This is a genomic window from Maribacter sp. 1_2014MBL_MicDiv (assembly GCF_001865655.1).
Taxonomy (GTDB): domain Bacteria; phylum Bacteroidota; class Bacteroidia; order Flavobacteriales; family Flavobacteriaceae; genus Maribacter; species Maribacter dokdonensis.
In genome coordinates this window covers 2,903,623-2,922,842 of record NZ_CP011318.1, presented here as the reverse complement: position 1 = coordinate 2,922,842, position 19,220 = coordinate 2,903,623, and the positions used below count along the sequence as shown (strand labels likewise).

Annotated in this window: 14 protein-coding genes; 4 read left to right on the top strand and 10 right to left on the bottom strand. The window is 37.1% G+C overall.

The window, feature by feature from the left end:
* Positions 1–81 precede the first annotated feature (81 nt).
* Both YQ22_RS12280 and YQ22_RS12275 read left to right on the top strand, forming a co-directional pair.
* Positions 82–2,598 carry a hypothetical protein gene (locus YQ22_RS12280; RefSeq protein WP_071341430.1) on the top strand — a complete coding sequence of 839 codons (2,517 nt, stop codon included), beginning with the start codon at positions 82–84 and terminating at the stop codon, positions 2,596–2,598.
* A gap of 117 nt (positions 2,599–2,715) precedes the next feature.
* Positions 2,716–3,099 carry a hypothetical protein gene (locus YQ22_RS12275; RefSeq protein WP_071341429.1) on the top strand — a complete coding sequence of 128 codons (384 nt, stop codon included), beginning with the start codon at positions 2,716–2,718 and terminating at the stop codon, positions 3,097–3,099.
* A gap of 13 nt (positions 3,100–3,112) precedes the next feature.
* Here the strand turns inward: YQ22_RS12275 and YQ22_RS12270 are convergent, their stop codons facing one another.
* Positions 3,113–3,517 (bottom strand): response regulator, encoded by a 405-nt coding sequence (locus YQ22_RS12270; RefSeq protein ID WP_071341428.1) that lies wholly within the window; start codon positions 3,515–3,517, stop codon positions 3,113–3,115.
* 360 nt (positions 3,518–3,877) lie between these two features.
* On the opposite strand from YQ22_RS12270, the gene YQ22_RS12265 reads away from it, so the two are divergent.
* Positions 3,878–4,489 (top strand): hypothetical protein, encoded by a 612-nt coding sequence (locus tag YQ22_RS12265; protein ID WP_071341427.1) that lies wholly within the window; start codon positions 3,878–3,880, stop codon positions 4,487–4,489.
* A 188-nt stretch (positions 4,490–4,677) separates the two neighbouring features.
* On the opposite strand, the gene YQ22_RS12255 is transcribed toward YQ22_RS12265, so the two are convergent.
* From YQ22_RS12255 to YQ22_RS12230, 6 genes are read right to left on the bottom strand one after another with little or no spacing between them, the layout of a single operon-like run.
* Positions 4,678–5,766: a sulfatase-like hydrolase/transferase gene (locus YQ22_RS12255; RefSeq protein WP_071341425.1), complete on the bottom strand. Its 1,089-nt coding sequence runs from the start codon at positions 5,764–5,766 to the stop codon at positions 4,678–4,680.
* A gap of 4 nt (positions 5,767–5,770) precedes the next feature.
* Positions 5,771–7,357 (bottom strand): fibronectin type III domain-containing protein, encoded by a 1,587-nt coding sequence (locus YQ22_RS12250; protein WP_071341424.1) that lies wholly within the window; start codon positions 7,355–7,357, stop codon positions 5,771–5,773.
* Positions 7,358–7,363: 6 nt separating this feature from the next.
* On the bottom strand, positions 7,364–8,716 hold the full coding sequence (pbfA, locus tag YQ22_RS12245; RefSeq protein ID WP_071342576.1) for a (R)-1-hydroxy-2-aminoethylphosphonate ammonia-lyase: 1,353 nt from the start codon (positions 8,714–8,716) through the stop codon (positions 7,364–7,366).
* Positions 8,717–8,733: 17 nt separating this feature from the next.
* Complete coding sequence (locus YQ22_RS12240; RefSeq protein ID WP_071341423.1) at positions 8,734–10,401, bottom strand: alkaline phosphatase family protein; 1,668 nt, start codon at positions 10,399–10,401, stop codon at positions 8,734–8,736.
* The gene (locus tag YQ22_RS12235; protein WP_071341422.1) at positions 10,391–11,944 is read right to left on the bottom strand and encodes a SusD/RagB family nutrient-binding outer membrane lipoprotein; all 1,554 of its coding nucleotides are present in this window, start codon (positions 11,942–11,944) and stop codon (positions 10,391–10,393) included. The genes YQ22_RS12240 and YQ22_RS12235 overlap by 11 nt, the downstream gene beginning before the upstream one ends.
* Positions 11,945–11,974: 30 nt before the next feature.
* Positions 11,975–15,154, bottom strand: a complete 3,180-nt coding sequence (locus YQ22_RS12230) for a SusC/RagA family TonB-linked outer membrane protein (RefSeq protein ID WP_071341421.1) — start codon at positions 15,152–15,154, stop codon at positions 11,975–11,977.
* A gap of 258 nt (positions 15,155–15,412) precedes the next feature.
* Between YQ22_RS12230 and YQ22_RS12225 the strand changes: the two genes are divergently transcribed.
* Positions 15,413–15,979 carry a helix-turn-helix domain-containing protein gene (locus YQ22_RS12225; RefSeq protein ID WP_082642945.1) on the top strand — a complete coding sequence of 189 codons (567 nt, stop codon included), beginning with the start codon at positions 15,413–15,415 and terminating at the stop codon, positions 15,977–15,979.
* A 65-nt stretch (positions 15,980–16,044) separates the two neighbouring features.
* On the opposite strand, the gene YQ22_RS12220 is transcribed toward YQ22_RS12225, so the two are convergent.
* Genes YQ22_RS12220 through YQ22_RS12210 form a run of 3 tightly spaced genes read right to left on the bottom strand, consistent with a single transcriptional unit; the run spans position 16,045 to position 19,148 of the window.
* Entirely contained in the window at positions 16,045–16,728 is a 684-nt protein-coding gene (locus YQ22_RS12220) for a phosphonatase-like hydrolase (protein WP_071341420.1), read from the bottom strand.
* A gap of 1 nt (position 16,729) precedes the next feature.
* Positions 16,730–17,887 (bottom strand): TIGR03364 family FAD-dependent oxidoreductase, encoded by a 1,158-nt coding sequence (locus YQ22_RS12215; RefSeq protein WP_071341419.1) that lies wholly within the window; start codon positions 17,885–17,887, stop codon positions 16,730–16,732.
* Positions 17,874–19,148, bottom strand: coding sequence for a DUF5690 family protein (locus tag YQ22_RS12210; RefSeq protein WP_071341418.1), 1,275 nt, complete (start codon positions 19,146–19,148; stop codon positions 17,874–17,876). The genes YQ22_RS12215 and YQ22_RS12210 overlap by 14 nt, the downstream gene beginning before the upstream one ends.
* Positions 19,149–19,220 lie beyond the last annotated feature (72 nt).

Sequence of the window (19,220 nt, the reverse complement as noted above, 5' to 3'; positions counted from 1 at the left end):
ATCTTCAATATCACTGAATGCAGTGACAAAAACACCAGTGCTTTTGGAAAGCTTTGTACATCTAAAAAATTACGTGTTGTTATGCCGAATACTAACGAAACACCCCTATTCGATTTTTTTGAGATCGATGCTTCTTTTGAAGCTATAAAAAGCCGTACAAACTACCCTGAAGGTTTTTTCTATGAAATTTTTGTGATAGCAAAAACAACGGCGAACAAAGAAATTAGAACGGAATGCACCAATATTATCAAAAAACAGGCACCTGAGTACTTTCAAACGGCATTTAAAAGCCGTAAAAAAATAAGTCAAAAAGGAGGTGTGAAATCGGTTGATTCCAGATTGGTAGCGATGTTGGAATACGGATTACTTTCTGATGAATTAAATCTTTTTAAACTACACTCGTTATTATTCAAAGAACCCGAATTAGGTCTCTTCAATTTCACCAAAAACTTTTTAGACCGTTTGGTAGAACACCCAAGTATACTAGGTAGATTCAACGGAATACAAAAGCTTGAAATATCACTAAAGAATGAGGGCAATTCATACACTACAATTTTAGAAGCACTACCTCATCTCACCTCTTTAGAGGCACTAGAAATACAGGCAGATTTTGAACAATTGCCTAATGAATTAGGCAACCTAACCAACCTAAAGAAAATGAAGCTTACCATGCCATTTTTAAAGGAAGTACCTGCTTCAATAGGTAAATTAAAATCACTGGAAGAATTCACCTTTAAAGGCGATTACTCTTTTGGAGGCGATGATCACAACACCTATTTAAAAGATTTCAATTGGCTTGCTGACCTTAAATTTTTAAAAGAATTAAAGTTGCAAAATGTAGGAGTGGAAGATTTGTCTAAAGTTGTATTTCCATCCACATTAAAAAAGATAAATTTATATGGTTTAGACGAACTAACGGCGTTGCCAAAGGAAATGAAAAACCTACCAAAACTTGAGAAATTCAAGGTAGTTTCTAACCGTTTGGAAACCTTACCATCAGGATTTGAAGCAATGCCAAAGTTGCAGCTGTTTGAACTTATAGCTCCCAAAATAACAACCATTTCTGCAGATTTCTTTTTTGGTTTTGAGTCCAGACCAAATTTGATCACAAAAATTGGCAACCGTAATGTAGACATTGCCCCAATGACCGAGAAATCTAGCCGAAAAGAACTGAATTTAGACACACCCAAACTGCTAAATTATGTATTGGACAATGTGGAGTATTTTCCAGAATTGACAACCATCTTAATTAATTGCGAAGCTCCGGAAAAAAAGCACAAGAATACCTTGGCAGCGTTTAAAAACCTAACCAGCATTACTTATAAACTAGTACCCAACTTAGATTGGATTTTTGATGGGATAAATGAATTGGAAACAATAGAAAGTGTCACCTTGTATAAAAACACTTCTTATGCTACTCCGGTAGGCGAAGCACCTAGCTCGGCTATGGTACCCAAAGCACTTTCTAAAATTGAAAAACTAAAGCAATTCACCGTTCAGTTTGAGAACCATTTGGAATTAAACACAGATGCAATGCCCAAACATACAGAGCAGCTGACCATAAAAGGTTTAAAAGGGATTATTCCTGGAAAAACGAAACGCTCGGCAACTCAGGTAAATGTTGAACATACGCCCGTATCAGACTTAAAAGCATTTTATAATGTGATGGATGCTCAACAGATGGACTTAGGTAAAAACAACTCATATATAGCAGGTGAATCGGGATTCGCGTTTCTTAAAAATCCGCAGAGCATTAAAAAATATGAATATACCGGTCCCGCTAACAATATTGCAGAGCTTTTAAAAGCCTGTCCGAATTTAGAATATCTGTTTGTTGAGTTCCCGGAAGATAAACCAGAATTCTACGAGGGACTTTCTGGATATAAAAACTCAAAATTAAAATCTCTACAACTCAATAATTATAAGGGAGATAGTGCTTCTTTACAATCGGTATTGGAGCAAACTCCAAATCTTGAACATCTAGAGCTAAGGGATTGCACGGGAATTCGTGATTTTCCAAAGGTAAGTCTGAACAAGTTAAAAATACTTGAACTATACAGTTGTGATGTACAAACAACGTCAGGCTTAAATGTGCCCCAAATAAGAGCGTTTAAAGTAAACTTTTGCAATGATTTTGGTTCAGAAGCCATAAAAACGATTACGAAGTGGAAAACACTAAAATACCTTTGGTTAGAACATATATCAAAAGAAATGAAAACCTACCCAACTGCAATTGCCAATCTCACTTTAGACACTCTTTTAATTAACGGCAAATACAGCAAAAGGGAGATACCACATTGGATCGGCACTATGAAATCGCTTCGAGTTTTAGGAATAGAAAGTTTTACACAAAACACACTACCTATAGAATTGGCAAAACTTATCCAATTGGAAGTATTGAGTATCACCGGTTGTGATTTTCAAGAGCGGTTATCAGAGGAATTTAGACAGTTACATTTAAAAAAACTCATTTATTGGACCTCCAAATTTTCAGGCAGTAATATGAAGTATGAACTATATGAACCTCTTGTTGGCAAAAGTATAACCCAAAGATACTTTGACGATGATGACAAAATAAAACCATTTAAACTTAGATGAAATGAACATTTAAACAACAATGAACAATCTCATTTTTGAGATATAAAATCACGCAATAACATTAATGAACATTAACCTTAAAAACTATATTATGAAGAAATGACAAATTAGATTACTATGGACAAACAAGAATTACTAGGTAAAGAATTGAGTAACCTGTATGCAATTAACAAACAGGTAAGCCATTATTTTAAAAATAGTGACCTGAGCTTTTTAGACGAACATAGACAGCAAACCGTAAATAAATACATAAATGCCAATCTTAAGAATGAGGAATTGGTCACCAAAATGTTACGTTCATTAGAGGTAAACCCAGGCAATACCGTAGATTCAATAGTAAATGAAATTACCGAGAATTTACATGAGATAAGCCTAAAAAAAACCGAAAATAAGGCATTGAACGGCTTGGGTTATATGATGTCTTTTAATAGACTATTAAGCTATCATAAAGCAAATGTGGTCAACATTTATTTTATATTGAACGAGCTAGATTTAAGCTAAAGTTGTAACACCTTTACACTGCAGTTTTGCTCATCTCTATAATATCGTTCAGATTTTTTGAAATCAATGGTTTGGAAATAAAATCGCGAACCAGTTCATACTCTTTTGCCCGCTTAATTTCATGGTCTCCATAATGTGAGCTTACTATAAAAATCTGTGGTTTGTTTACCAATGGTAATTTTGAGAATTTATCCAAAAAGCCCCACCCATCCATGATGGGCATATTGAGATCCAATAAAATAATATCGGGCATTGGCTGTCCCTTATCTAATTGATTGGTTAAATTGGTTAAAGCTTCATCACCATCCTCGTAAACAAGAATATCAGCGCTCACAAAATTATTGTGGTTTAAAAGAATCTTAGTACCATAAACGCAAATTGGGTCGTCATCTATAATACAAACGGTGTCTATTTTCATAGCAAATTATATTCGTTAATCCCTGGGGAAATTTAGTTCTTACAAATTAACAAGATTTAACTTACAATAAATTTTTGAAACTAACTAATGAATTCTATAGAAAATCCAATAAACAGCAGTAACACCAAGGATTACGATTGGCAATTACTTAAAATTCCAAGTTGAATTTTTACAAAAAAAAGTTTAATTCTATTATTTCCTACAAAACAGCAATAATTTTGAACGTAAAATCAGGATATCATAAAAACACACTCAGACCTATTTTCAAACGACCATAAACCTAAAACTATTCACTATTCGCCAAGAATATAACTCGTAAAAAAAATCTTAAACTATTAAACCTCTAAAATTATAAATTAAATGAGAAAAATTAGCATCATCCTTTTATTTAGCCTTTTTGCAATCAACGCTTTACAGGCACAAATTAATTTAGAACAAAAGACAGTGACCGTAACCGGTAGCATCCCTTTAGAAAAAACAATTATTAAATACAGGGTTAAGGCTACCTTAAGTATGGATCAAGTCTACTATGCCGATACACGAGTGGAAAACCTAGACCAATTAAGAAAACAATATTATCAAGAATTAAAAGCACTGGACATAGATACCTCTAAATTTCAAGAAAAAGAGATGGAGTATTTTTCTTTAGGATATCAACGCGACGGTACCATTTTATACTATGAAACAGATTCTAAAGAGCTAGCCATGAAATTACTGAAGACAAACTTGTTAGGGGTTCAATTACAATTTCAAGTAAAACAAAATGTTTCACCTGAAAACAACAAAGTTGCACTCAATGCCGCATTGGAAAATGCCAAGGCATATGCTATGGAATTATGTAAAACGATAAACACTGATTTAGGCAACATACACGCTATTAGCAGTAACTCTAATTATAATGACGATTGGACCAGTTATTATGCTGACTACCAAGAGCAATTAACGGTCAACGTAGTGTATAGTATGAATTAATACTTTTGTGTTTAATGTACAAATGGGCTGTTATACTGTGTGTAACAGCCTTCTTTTTATTAGCTTATCAACAAAAAAAATCCAACACCAAAATTCATTGGCATTGGCTTATTTCAAATCTAATTTATTCTAAACTCGCTGTAAAAATCGCAATTAACTTTAGTTTTAATTTAAAGAAATCATCAATGTTATTTTAAGTTAATCGGTTTTGCCGGCATAGTTTGTATATCTACGTCAACTTCTAAAATTTTAGCTATGGTTGGCGCAAGTTGATCGGTATAAAGTTGTCCATTAACTACTTCCCCAACAGGTTTTACATTTGGACCTAAAATAGCCAACCATGTATGTTGGGCTCCTTTTACATTGCTACCATGACTTGTCCATTTAGAATCTTCAAGAATACCAGATCCCCTACCATGGTCCGTAGTGATTATAAAATAGGTATTATCCTTATAAAAATCGTCTTGCTGTACGTATTGCCATAAATCCGCTATTAAAGCGTCAGTATTATGTAATGATTTCATGTAGAAATCAAACTTGCCGCCATGTGCAAAATCATCCGTTTCTCCATAAGATATGTATACAACTTTAGGATGGTTCTTTTTTACATATTCTTTTGCGTAATGGTGGGTAAACACATCTAACCGTACACTTTCCCAAATAATTGGCGCTTGACGTTGCATTTCATTTAAGAATATCTCCCTACCACTCAAATCTCCTTGGGCATTCATATACCCGGCATTTACGGGGATTCCGCTCCTTTTATCATTGATGATAAAAGGAAAAACGTCCCAACTGGCAAAGGCGGCAACCTTACCTGTATACCGCTCTTGTTTATTTGCCAATTCTAAAACCGTTACATTCTTATTGTAGTTTTTGTCGTTACTATCAATATGGGCATCATCTGCCTTACCGGTTAAGATCTCATTATACCCAGGATAGGAAAATAACATTTTATTAGTGAGATCAACTTTACTGCCTTTGGTCCTATTGCCGTACAATTGACCATCTTTGGCAATGGTATTCCAAAAAAAAGGCATGATTTTTTCCCTACTTTCTTCAGGTGAACTATCTGAAAACATTTTATTTAACAGATCTTTGCCCTCTGTATAATTACTCTGCACCAATGCTGTATCTAAACCATGATATACATCTTGCCAACGTACACCATCTAACGTAATTAAAAATACATTAGCGGTCTTATCAATTTGGGCTGTTGCCCCTACCCACATAAATAGCACGGCAACCAATAGTATTCTCGTTCGTATTTTCATCATCAAATTAATTATTCGTTTTAAATGATTCAGTTTTTGACCAATCGCTCCAATTTAAATGTTGGTCCCTATAGCGTACTCGCCAATAATATTTGGTATTCGGATTTAATCTTTTAGTGGGTTCATCGGTTAAGTTATCGTTTTTTTGCCTGTTCTCGCCGTAGTACCAATTTTCAGATTGTTTCCAACTATCCAGAACCAATGTATCAAAATCCTCTGTTGTGGATATTTGCCAATGTGATGCCGCATGATAGGCATCTTTAAAGGAACTTTTAAAAGGTTGCGCCTTTAACATTCCGCCAGTATACTCCACCGCACCACTAAATGCAATAGCTATTGGAGTTTCCGGTTGATGTGAGTTGGCATAAATGACAATTTCATCTGTTTTTTCATTGTCCCTATACAACTCTTTATTTCCTCTACTGATTCTTTTGATGGTGAATTTTGGATTCTCATGATTACCATCAACCTCTACCATAACAAATCCGTATTCATCTTGGGTAACACTGAATTCATCATAGTCCCTACCCTCAAACTCACCCCAATTATCAATAGCACCACCTGCGGATGCCACATTGATCCAAAGATGTTTATGATCCTTAGACTGCCCTCTAGAATAGCCATGGGTATGTCCAAAAAAATGCAAACTAGGCTTACCTGTTTTGGTGGTAAATTCCTCTAACATTTTTACCACCTTACCTGAAGATTCTTCTTCACCAGGAATCCATAATTCAGATTTGTGCGGATGGTGCAATTGTGCGAACACAAAATCTATTTCCCCATTCTTAGCCGTCTCTTCAAGCAATGATTTCAGCCAAGCAAATTGCTCACGACTATCACGGTATCCTTCATTTGAATTAAGACCGATAATTCTGGTATTGCCATAATCTTTGTACCACCAATGCTCTGCATATGCGGGTGTACCATTTTTAGGCAAACTAAAATATTTAAAATAATAGTTTGCGTTTCTTTCATGATTACCCAATACAGGATACACAGGCACTTCTGAAAAAAGTTTTTGCGCAGGCTTAAAAAAGTCGTTTTGCCACTGCTCATACTTTGCACCGTTCTCTACCAAATCTCCAGGTATTAAAACCATTGCCAAATCATCTGGCGTAGTATTGCCATATTTGGACTTCAAGAAGGGCAGTATACCTTTGTTTACAATTTCATTGAACTTATCCGGATTTTGGTGATCAATCTGCATATCGCTCATAGCCAAAAAATTGAACGACTCATTATCACTTGCAAATGGAGGTGTCTTAAACTGATAAATTTCTGACACCAACTTATCTGTTTTCACACGATAATAATAGGTAGTAAATCTTTTTAGTCCCGTTAGTTTTACCTCATGAATACGAGATGGACCAAAGTTGATATCCTCAGCACCACCTACCGCTTTTTTACCCAGCTTAGGTGATGTACCAAACTCAACCACGCTTTCTTCTCCCAAAGAAGTCTCCCACATTACCGTAATTTCGGTAGGGTTCGCATCTTGCAAATAAGGCTTAACCACAAATACCGATGTCTCTTGGGCATATAAGGCAACACCACAAAAATAGGTTGCCAAAAAAGTAAAATTCAATAGTTTCATATGTCATTAATTACTAACGCTATCTAGCGCATGTTCTAAAATTTGTATTGCATTCTTTAATTCAGTTCTAGTAATGGTCAACGCCGGAGCCAATTGAAGCACATTACCTGCGGATACCTTAAAACTCAGACCATTTTTAAGGCAATTGTACATAACCTGTTCAGCTTTTTCCACTGCTTTCTCTTTCGTCTCCCTATTGGTTACCAACTCAACGCCCCATAGTAATCCACGACCACGTATATCGCCTATAAGTTCGTACTTTTCCTTTAAAATGGTCATTGAAGTACACATTGTCAAAGAATCTCCCGCAACCTTATGCAGTATTTTTTCCTCTTCTATAATTTCTAAGGTCGTCAATGCCGCCATGGCACCTAAGGGACTTTTTTCATGGGTATAATGCCCTAATGAAATGTCCGGGAAGGTATTATACCTATCTCTGGTAACCATACAGGCCTGTGGAAAAATACCACCGCCCAAACCTTTTCCCAAACAAAGAATATCCGGTTCTATACCGTAATGTTCAAAAGCGAACATTTTTCCGGTTCTGCCCAAAGCAATGGGTATTTCATCTAAAATAAGAACAACCCCATACTTATCACATAATGCACGAGCTGCTTTCCAAAATGTGACCGAAGGCAATTGAACGTCCGTATTGCGAACCGTCTCTGCGATAAAAGCACCTATATCACCCTCTTTAGCAAATACATATTCCAAATATTCCAAGCATTTAGCCTCATCACCTTCAAAAATACCCCTATAGCTAACTGGGGGAGGTATTCTTTCTACACCTGGCATCATTGGTCCCATATATTCCCTAAAAACAGCTTCTCCACCAACACTGATAGCATCTAAAGATGCGCCATGAAAAGAATCCCAAAACGATACCACTTTAAATTTACCGGTAACGGCGCGTGCCAATTTTAAAGCAATACCTACCGCCGAACTCCCGTTTGGAGTCATTAAAACCCTATTTAAATCCGATGGAAGCAATGAAGCCAGCTTCTCCGCAAATTTTATAGCAGGTTCATTCGTATATCTCCTGGTAGAAAAAGACAGTCTCTGCAACTGCTCCGTTAAGCGCTTTACCAATTTTGGATGTGAGAACCCCAGTTGATGCACATTGTTACCATGAAAATCTAAATATCGCTTACCGGATATATTCTCTATATGTGGACCGCTACAATTACCAAGCACATCTAAACAAGGCGTAGACAGGGCTTGATGAAAAAAGTAACGGGCATCTTTTTCCAATAACCTTAAAGTCTTTACATCGGTAATACCATCAATCCATTCATTTCTGGCATGGGTGTTATTTATATCTCCTTCGGTACGTTTATTCTGCAATGGATCATGTTTCATATTACGGTCATTCAACATTATCGCGCTTTTAAAAAATCCGTAGATAAAATTTGATTAGGCGTTTTATCACCTTCAATATAAACATCTAACCAACCGTCACCACTGCCATTGAACCAAAGCACCTCAACGGTGTGACTACCTTTGTCCATTTCAATACTTCCTGTTTTTGTTCTTACTCCATGATCCCCGTCATTATCGACAACCAAGTGACCATCTATGTACAGCTTACTACCATCATCTGATCTTACTGCAAAATTGTAACTGTCTTCATGTTCAATCTTGAGCATACTCTTAAACCTGAACAAGGTGTTTGCTTGTATATGCTGACGAACTTCTTCCGATGAAAATTCAAAAACGGTTCCCTTAGCATCTGGTTTTCTATTCCCTATTGATGGAATAAAGGAAAGGTCGTTCAAATGAAAAACCTCATAAGAAACAGGAGCTTTAAGCGATGCTGGTTTTATCCTAAAAAATGCTTCGGAAACCCCACTGCTCAACTTATCAGCAACAAATATGGCACTCTTAACCACCGTATTTTCTTTTAGAACTATGGACTGTTTAAAGGTGTTGGATTCTTTCGTTGGCATTACACCATTTAGCGTATACCTAATTTCACCGTAGGCATTTGGGTTTTCTAATACTAACTGGACCTCCCCATTGAACAAGCCCCCATCTGTCGCATAGCCTTTTGCCGGTCGATTTAATCTTGGTTTTTTCAACTGTACCGAAGTAGGGTAATCATCTTCCACATTTTCACCCTCAAAAGCCTCAAGTACAGGTCTACCGATCCATGCACGTGGTGTTTTAATTTGTAGGGCGTGTGCAACAGTTGCAGCATTATCATATTGGTATACCGGATATTTTATCCTATAATCTTTTTTTATACCCTTGCCCCAAAGTATAAAAGGTATTTCAATTTCTTCCATAGATTCGCCACCATGGCCTTTGCCCTTACCGCCATGATCAGAACTAATGATTACCATAGTATTATCTGCCATACCAGATTCCGTAATGGCCTTCATAATTTCCGCCAATAATGAATCTGCCTTTTCAACCGCATGGTAATACTCTTTTGTACCGTGCCCAAACTCATGACCAGCGTGGTCAATATGATCAAAGTGGACAAACGTAAATAAGGGTTTTTCTACTTTGATATAACTACTGGCGTTCACAGCAGTTACTTCCTCGGTAGCGGGATTTTCGTCAAAATCTACCGCATTTTTCTCAAATAACCGTCCAAAACCTCCCCAATGATAAATAGCTCCAATTTTTTCCGATGTTCTTTGCTCACGAATCAAATGAAAAATACTGGGAAACAAAAAAGGTTCGCTCTGTGTAACCGCAGGTAAGGTAAGATTATCTCTTTCCCAAGCATTGGATGTAATACCGTGTTGTTCCGGTCCGGCACCCATAATCATAGAAGCCCAATTGGTACTTGAACTTGTGGGTAAAACTGCCCTTGCGTGCATGGTTGAAGCACCCTCTTCTATCATAGTATCAAAAGTAGGTGTATCAGCATTTTGGAGTCCGTCTGGACTCAACCCATCAAAACCGATCACCACAACATGGGTGGTTTCAGAACCCATTTTATCCAACTTGTCATAATCACAAGACCATAGGGAGGTCATCCCTATGGTCAGTGTTATAATTGAAGTGTATTTTTTAACCCTATGCTTAATCAACATCCCACCAAAGTTTGGTATTAATATCATCGGTACCCATACTTTGTACAGCGGCATTGTAGTTTTCGCTATTGGTAGATTTTACGGAATTTGGATATTGAAAACGTACCGGAACCATACCATCGTTAACAGCATCTGGTCCTGGAATTACTTCTGGCATTCCCGTTCTTCTCCAATCTGACCATCCTTCAAAACCGGTATAGAATAACGATATCCATTTTTGAAGCGCAATTTTCGCCAAATTATCATCTGTAGCTGCAGTTAATGCTACAGCATCTTGACCAACATAAGCCTCAAGATCCGTTGCTTGCATAGCATTGGCAATATCTGACCATCCGCCAGCGGCAACTCTTTCTGTATAATATGCAAATGAAGCTCTAATTCCGTTTTCATAATACATAGCTGCATCGCCAGAAGAAATAAATCCTCTTTCAGCAGCTTCTGCCAAAATAAACTGAAGTTCAGAGTAGCTCATTATAATAGTATGTGAAGCCGTAGCCGAAGCCTGCTCTGGGTTACAGGCTCTACATGCTAAAAGAATACCTAGTCTAGAGATGAAATTTGAGCCGGACTCATCTGGGTTTCCAGAGGGACTATATCCTAATGCCGCTTCATCATCCAACCCATTGGGCATACCTACATAATCATTAAAATCTTCAGAGAAAATACCTTTATCAGAATCTGTGGTTGGCTGTGCAAAAACATATAGTCTATTATCGTTCAAATCCTTTAAACGGGTTTCAAGAGTTTGGCTTAATCTCACCTCGTCAAAACTACCGCTACGGGCGTCATATTTTGGTTGTGGGTTATCAGAATTCCACTCTACAAAAGCCATATCTTCATTACTTTCAAAAACAGGATAGGCAGATGGGTTACCCGTTATTTGAGCCATACCCGCAACTGCGGTAGCATTATCAACATCACTGATACGCATTAGCAAACGCAACCTCAATGAATTGGCAAACTTTCTCCATTTTTCAATATCACCATTATAGATGATGTCACCAGATATATTGCCAGCTCCCGTTAAAACGGTGTTCGCAGTTTCTAAATCTGCCAAAATACCAGCATAAATAGAGCTTTGAGCGTCAAAAGCAGGAGTTACGTTACCGTCTTCAATACCACTGGTAGCTTCAGAATAAGGCACATCACCATAGGCATCGGTTACGTAAGAATAAATCCAAGATTTCATTACCAAGGCAACACCATAGTAATTTTGCGCTTCTTCATTGGTCTCCGTATCCCTAATGATATTTTCCACATCGCGTAAAGACGCATATGCATTGTCATAAGGATCACCAGACGGAGACCAGTTATAGGTATCGCCACTGGTAAACTGCAACCTAGCGCCATATTGTACCACAGTAAAACCTTCTTCCCAACCTTGGTTTCCCCAATTATAGGCCATTTCTCGTTGTACGCCCGGCAATAAAAGTTCTGGTTGTGCAGAAGCCGGGTAGTTAGGATTTATATTGATCGTTTCAAAATCTTCGGTACAGCTAACCGCAAGTACCAAGGATATTAGAAGTAATAGTATTTTTTTCATGATTTCTTTATATTATTTAGTTTTCGTCAATTAGAAATTAACCTGTAGGTTAAAGGTGAACGAACGCGAACTTGGGTAACTCATGTTTTCTATACCCGGTTGCAACGTACCCCCGGAAACACCAACCGTTTCTGGATCAAAATGAGGATTGTCCGTCCATAGAATCAGGTTTCTACCTGTTACAGAAATTCTAGCATTGGTGATCGGTAATTGATCGATCATTTTTTGCGGAAATGAATATCCTAATGAAACCTCTCTAAGTTTGGTATAAGAAGCATCATACTTTGCCGCTTCTACATTATCCCTTTCATAATATCTGTTATTGAATGTTCTAGCATCTACATTTATAGTGTTTGGAGTATATACGGGGTTCTCTGCCGTTCCCGTATTTATAACACCTTCTGCAACAATTCCGGTTTCCCTTCCTTCTAAAGTTTCTTGCAGTTGCCCAGAAGTACTACCAATAGTCTTTGTTCTAGATACTACGATACCGCCCTGTCTGGTATCGATTAAAAACCCTAGATCAACATTCTTATATTTAAAGGTATTTTGTATACCCAATGTAAAGTCTGGTGCATAATCACCTTGGTATACCAAATCATCCGTACGTTCTGGAATACCTTGATTATTAATGATCATTTGCCCAAAGTACTCACTAGTTTCATCTTCTACTCTTTGAAAACCTCTACCATAAATAGCACTGATAGAACCTCCTTCACGAGCTTGTATATATGCACCGTTAGCCTCGGTCAACGTAAACTGAATATCATCACCCAAATCTTTCACCTCACTTTTATTAGTGGCGAAATTGAAGGTTGAGCTCCATTTAAAATTATCCGTTAACACTGGAACAAAGTTGGCAATGGCCTCAAAACCGTAGTTACGAACTTCGCCCGCATTGATCAACTGACTGCTATAACCACTGGCAATATCCGTACTAATATTTATGATCTGGTTTTTGGTAGCGCTATCATAATAGGTCATATCCAAATTAATTCTACTTTGTAGAAAACGCAGGTCCAGACCAAATTCATAAGAGCCGGTTATCTCTGGTTTTAAATTTGCATTTGGTATCAGCGAAGATTCTGTCAATATAGGTGTGGAACTATCAAATTGAGTCTCATTTTGGTAAAAACTACGTAATCTATACGCATCGGTATCATTACCTACCTCAGCATAAGCAGCCCTAACCTTGGCAAACGTTACCCAGTCTGGCATATTGAACATATCACTGGCAATGGCACTTAATGTAACCGACGGATAGAAATATGAATTATTACCTTCTGGCAATGTACTAGACCAGTCATTTCTTCCTGTAATGTCCATAAACAATACATTGTCATAGCCAAATCTGGCATAACCATATAAACTATTGATGCGCTTTTCACTGTTATTAGAGCTCACTTGCACCGCCTGTCTACTATTATTAAATGAATACACCCCAGGATTGATCAACTGTGGAGCTACACTTTTTGTAAAATCTTGCTTTTGACGTAATTGGTTTCCACCTGCGGAAATATTTAAATTAAACTTTTCTCCAAAGGTTTTATCATAACTCAGCAAGAAATCAGAATTACTTTCTTCAAAGAAAATATTATCTTCTTGGTATGTCCCAAAAGGAAAACGCTGCGTACTGAACGCTCTTTTACGAACCCTAAAATCTCTATAGAAATCACGACCGCTACGAAGCAACAACTTCCAGTTTTCACTAATGTCATAAGTAAGGCTTACATTACCGAACATACGATCCTTATCTTGCGCATTGGTATTTTCATACATAGTAAAATAAGGGTTATCATGATAATTGTAGTTGTAGTTAAACTGCTGTATACCCTCTAGACCAGGTTGCCAATAATCTCTAAGGTTATTGGTATTCAATTGACGCCCGTACCAAATGAACAGGTACATGATACTTTCCGTACCGTAACCTACTGCAGGTCTATTGTCACTATCTGTCTTTACGTAATTAAGATTGGCATTTACCTTTACTTTATCCGATACATTCATGGTTCCGGAAAAACTTAAGGTATTTCTATTGAGATCAGTATTGGGCAATGTACCTTCTTGATCTAAGTTCTGAAACGACAATCTCATGTTTCCCATGTCACCACTTTTAGAAATGGCAATACTATTGGTCTTTGTAATACCAGTTTCAAAGAAATCTTTTGTATTATCAGGTTGAGATACCCATGGTGTAGGAATAATATCGGCATTACTGACCGAGGTGTCACCACCTCTGGTTCCATCTGTTCTTGGCGAGTCAAATTGTGCGATCATAAGTCCGGTATCCAATCTTGGGCCCCAACTTTCATCAACACCATCGGCAATACCGGAACCACTACCATCCACAAAAGAAAACTGTTGGTTATTCCCCTGTCCGTACTCATTTTGCCAATCTGGTAGCATTAATACATTTTCTACGGTAATACCCGTATTAAAAGAAACACCAAGCTTACTACTTTGGGATTTCCCTTTTTTAGTTGTTATGATAATAGCACCGTTTGCCGCTCTTGATCCATAAAGCGCTGCCGCAGCCGGTCCTTTTAGTACGTTGATCGATTCTATATCTTGCGGATTGATTTCAGCTGCACCATTACCATAATCTACATTCTGCGTACCTGATCCACTAGAACCAACAATTTCATTACTGATAGGTGTACCATCTACTATGAACAATGGCGAGTTACCATTAATGTTCAGAGAAGCATCACCACGTATAGAAACCCTTGCCGAGCCACCCAATCCGGTTGGACTGTTGGTAATTTGTAAACCGGCCACCTTACCGGACATACTGTTCAATAAGTTTGGCTCCCGCGCCTGAACAACCTCGTCATTATCCAATTCCTGAGAGGCGTAACCCAAAGACTTTTTCTCTCTTTCTATTCCCAATGCGGTAACTACTACTTCATCTAGTTGTTGAGAATCGGGCTGTAGATTTATGGTGCCCGTAATTTTATTCGCTGTATTATACTCCTGAGCAATATACCCAATATAGGATACCACTAAAATGTCATTTGAACCGTTCAGTTCAATACTGAAGTTACCATCAAAATCTGTGGCCACCCCGTTCGTTGTTCCTTTCACTACTACTGTAGCACCAGGTAAAGGAACTTGGTTTTCGTCTAACACCTTACCCGTAAATACCGTTTGGGCATGTGCTACAAAACTTGCTAAAAACACAAGCATTGTAATTAATAATGTTTTTTTCATTTTGTTCGTATTTGTAAACTTTGGTTTGTTAGTTTAGCAAATATCTAAATGAAAATTCAATGACAAGCCTATTACACATTAAGCAATTGCAACTATTACAAGGCTAAAGTTAGCTTATGGTTAGTTAAACATTATTTACAAATATGCAAAATGTAAGTTTTATGTTAAGCCCCTGCACCATGGCTGATTACAGCTGTATCACCTACCAAAAAACAATACATTTTATTTTTCATTATGTTTGTAGGAGAACACTTATCAATGGATGATTACCTTATTGGAATTGGCAAACGGATCAAAGAAATTCGTAAAAACGGGAGTTTGACTATTAGTGAAATTGCCATGCGCGCCGGAGTAACAGCAGGACTTATTTCTAGAATAGAAAATGGTAGAACAATTCCCTCTTTACCCGTACTATTAAAAATTATAAGTTCCTTGGATATTGAAGTGACCGATTTTTTTAGCGGACTACCACAATCTAACGGAGCCAATTTTATTGTTTCTAGAAAAGAGGATAATACCTTTATAGAAAAAGAAGACGATGCTATTGGATTTTCTTATTCGCTTATTTTTGGTAAACAGCTTAATAGCCTAGGTTTTGAAGCCGTATTATTACACGTACACCCCAACTCTAAAAGAGACAAGGTAAAGACCGATGCCTATGAGTTCAAATACATGCTTTCAGGTGAATGCTACTATATTATAGACGAAGAGGAGGTACTGATCAAAGAAGGAGATTCTATATTTTTTGATGGTAGAATTGCCCATGTCCCAGAAAACAGGAGCAACAATACGGCAACTATGTTAGTACTTTACTTTTTTATATAACCAACCAAAACATACAAATAAAAAAAGCCACGATCAGTGGCTTTTTTTTATTTTATTTTCATCCTTTAAGATGGTAATAACAACTGCCTTAATTCGGTTAAGCTATCAAGAACATGGGTTGGGTTTGCACTTAATAACTGATGTCTGGTATGTGCACCAGTGGTCACCCCGATTGTAACCCCACAATTGGCATTTTTACCTTCTTCAATATCGATTATGGAATCACCGGCTTTTAGCACCAGTTCTTCATCATGAACGTTAAGTTTCATCATTGCCTCAACGATCATATCTGGATTAGGCCTACCAAGAACTACATCATCTGCCGTTATCAAAACATCATACTGCTTGCCTTCGGTCCAATCCATTTTATTTAATAATAACTGGGCGGTTTTACTATCATACCCTGTATTCAAAGCTACCTTAATACCATTTTCTTTTAATGACAGTAACATCTGTTCTACACCTTCATAACTACCTACCTCTAGCTTATGGTATGCTTCATTAAGCAACACCTTAAAATCTTCAAAAATGGAAGCTGCCATTTCTGTATCAACACTACCGATGTCCGCTTTAATAATATCTTTTATTGCTTGATGTTTTTCTTTACCGGCACCATGTTCCAGCACAAAATCCAAGGTCAATTGAAAACCTCTCTCATTGATCGCCTTTTGTAAAGTCTTATATACTACATTGTCTTCATTGACAACAGTACCTGCCATATCAAATACGGCCAATTTAATTGTATGCATGTTAAATATTAAAAATTTGTTGAATGTTCTGTTTTGAAAAACCTGCACTACCGGTCATTCCCTTACCCCCAATACCGGTAACAATATGAATATTCCTATCAATGGTGCGCTCATAAATATCAGAATTCTTGCATTGAGAATACATGCCAAACCAGCGCTGCTCAATTTTATAGGTGGGCAGGTTAAAAATTTCTTTGGCCCTTTTTAGCATTAGATCATCAATATCCATATTTAAGTCGAACCCAAGATCATCAATATTGTCCGCATCTGCATATTCATGAGAATCCCCAAGAATAACCCCACCATCCTTAGCTTGTTTAAATAAAATATGTACTCCCCATTTTTTCTCAAGACTATCCATTGGTTCTTTGGATTTGATCTTTAAATAAGACGGACACTCAGCAAAAGCCTCATATCTTCTAATGGAAAGTCCCGTTAAAATAGATCCACTAATTTTAAAATCACCTTGTGATTTGGTCTTCATCATCTGTAACTTAGAAACCTCTAAATCACTAGTGGAAAATAGTTCTGGATACAACGTTTTAAAATCGCTACCATTACAGATAATTACCTTTGCAGACATCAACATTCTACCGTTTGCCAATTGAGTGCTTACTTCATTATTAAGCGCATTGCATTCAATTACCTTAGCCTTATAAAAAATGCTTACCCCTTTTTTCTTTAAATACTTATGTACACGACCGATCATGGTGCGAGGTTCTACAGTAATTTCCTCAGGAAAGAATAAGCCAGCTTTTACGTACCGTTCATTTAATCCTGGGTATTTTCTAAGACATTCCGTCTTTGTAAAAAGAATAGAAGTGTAATCATTGGCTCGGTTAATTTCTTTCAACTCTTCAATTAGCTGAATTTCATCATCGTTAGAAGCCAAATAAATAGATCCTTCTTGCCGTACCGAAATATCAAATTTAGCATGGATCTTCTTATATATCTTTAAGCTTTTACGACCGTATTGTTGCCATTTGGTATTCATACCAGAGGGTACCACCTGTCCAAAATTGCGAACTGTAGCCCCTTTTGGCATAGCATCTTTTTCAAGTAAAGCTACTTTTAACCCTTTTTTCATGGCGTGATAGGCATGAAAAGTACCTAACACACCACCACCAACTACAACTAAATCATACTCAATATCTGCCATTAATCATGGGGATTTTAAAATGGATACTAGAATTATTTTGCTTGTATTTCTTTTGAAAATAGAACATAGATACTATAGAAACACCTACACCCAAAAAGGCAATACAGTAGGTAGCACCCATGAAAAACTGTAGCCAAGAACTATTTGGGCTTCCAAAATTTTTATAAAGTAGTACTGCCATACTACCCAAGTAACCAAAGGAATCTGCAATATAAATAAGGTAACCAGCATTACCTTTAATAGAAAAAGTGGCGATCATCCGATCAAAAAAGATACAATTGAACGGCACATAGCAGGCATAAAGTCCAAAACCAATAAACACCATCCAATACACAGGCTGAAGGGCGCCTTGTTGAAATAAAAAAGTAGAAACCCCTACCAGCACACTTGCCAGTATCAACAAGAAATGAAACCCCATAAAAGCCTTAAAGTTATTTTTTATCAACCCGAACAACCCCAATACAAGTAACACCAAAAATGCTATTGGAAGTTCAGATAGTGTATAAATAGAAGCATCACCGGCGTACCCCACACTGTCCCATAATTCTCTAGAAAAATTATCCCTAAAATCCCGTAACGCGGTAAGCGCGGTATAAAAGACCACTAAAATTATAATCGGAAAAGAAAATTTGCTGAAGACTTTTTTACGATCCGCTGCACACATTGGTTTTCTTTTCTTTCTGAGTTTAACATCCTCTGCTGTTGGTGGAGGCAATTTGTTTAAAAAATACAGGCAAATGAAAAACGGCAGAAGAAATAGGGCTCCCGTAACCGCAGGCATCCAAAATTCGGAAATTACATAGGTGGTCATTAACCACAACCCAACAGATTTTACGGCACCGCTAGACACTATAAAACTAGAACATAGAATAATACTCAATATCTCGGTCATTTTTCTACCCTCCAAAAAAGAAAACGTAATGCCCCAAATCATACCCAAGGAAAGTCCGTTAAGGAAAAAAAGTATGAAATTATATGGACTTGGCAGCAGACCAAATAGTACCAATGTCAATTCTGCAAATAAGATCATGCCCGTTAAATAGGCTACCCTGTGTTGTACCTGCAATGCAGAAACCACCCGAATACCAATAAATTTAGAAAGCATATACCCTAAAACCTGAGCCAAAATGAGCAAAATTTTGTAGTCGATACCAAACAACATTTGACCATTGAATGTGGCTACTGAAAAAGGCTTTCTAAAAGCATACATACAAAAGTAAAGTCCGAACGAAGCTAAAGCTCCATTTAACAATACGGCCATATTAATTTTAGAAATCTTAAACACGCAACATTTGTTTACTAATAGTAAATAATTACCTCAAAATTCAGTATT

Bases quoted from the DNA above. Each gene is read 5' to 3' on its own strand.
- YQ22_RS12280 (WP_071341430.1), top strand. From the start codon at position 82: ATGCCGAATACTAACGAAACACCCCTATTCGATTTTTTTGAGATCGAT.
- YQ22_RS12275 (WP_071341429.1), top strand. From the start codon at position 2,716: ATGGACAAACAAGAATTACTAGGTAAAGAATTGAGTAACCTGTATGCA.
- YQ22_RS12270 (WP_071341428.1), bottom strand. From the start codon at position 3,517: ATGAAAATAGACACCGTTTGTATTATAGATGACGACCCAATTTGCGTT.
- YQ22_RS12265 (WP_071341427.1), top strand. From the start codon at position 3,878: ATGAGAAAAATTAGCATCATCCTTTTATTTAGCCTTTTTGCAATCAAC.
- YQ22_RS12255 (WP_071341425.1), bottom strand. From the start codon at position 5,766: ATGATGAAAATACGAACGAGAATACTATTGGTTGCCGTGCTATTTATG.
- YQ22_RS12250 (WP_071341424.1), bottom strand. From the start codon at position 7,357: ATGAAACTATTGAATTTTACTTTTTTGGCAACCTATTTTTGTGGTGTT.
- pbfA (WP_071342576.1), bottom strand. From the start codon at position 8,716: ATGAAACATGATCCATTGCAGAATAAACGTACCGAAGGAGATATAAAT.
- YQ22_RS12240 (WP_071341423.1), bottom strand. From the start codon at position 10,401: ATGTTGATTAAGCATAGGGTTAAAAAATACACTTCAATTATAACACTG.
- YQ22_RS12235 (WP_071341422.1), bottom strand. From the start codon at position 11,944: ATGAAAAAAATACTATTACTTCTAATATCCTTGGTACTTGCGGTTAGC.
- YQ22_RS12230 (WP_071341421.1), bottom strand. From the start codon at position 15,154: ATGAAAAAAACATTATTAATTACAATGCTTGTGTTTTTAGCAAGTTTT.
- YQ22_RS12225 (WP_082642945.1), top strand. From the start codon at position 15,413: ATGGATGATTACCTTATTGGAATTGGCAAACGGATCAAAGAAATTCGT.
- YQ22_RS12220 (WP_071341420.1), bottom strand. From the start codon at position 16,728: ATGCATACAATTAAATTGGCCGTATTTGATATGGCAGGTACTGTTGTC.
- YQ22_RS12215 (WP_071341419.1), bottom strand. From the start codon at position 17,887: ATGGCAGATATTGAGTATGATTTAGTTGTAGTTGGTGGTGGTGTGTTA.
- YQ22_RS12210 (WP_071341418.1), bottom strand. From the start codon at position 19,148: ATGGCCGTATTGTTAAATGGAGCTTTAGCTTCGTTCGGACTTTACTTT.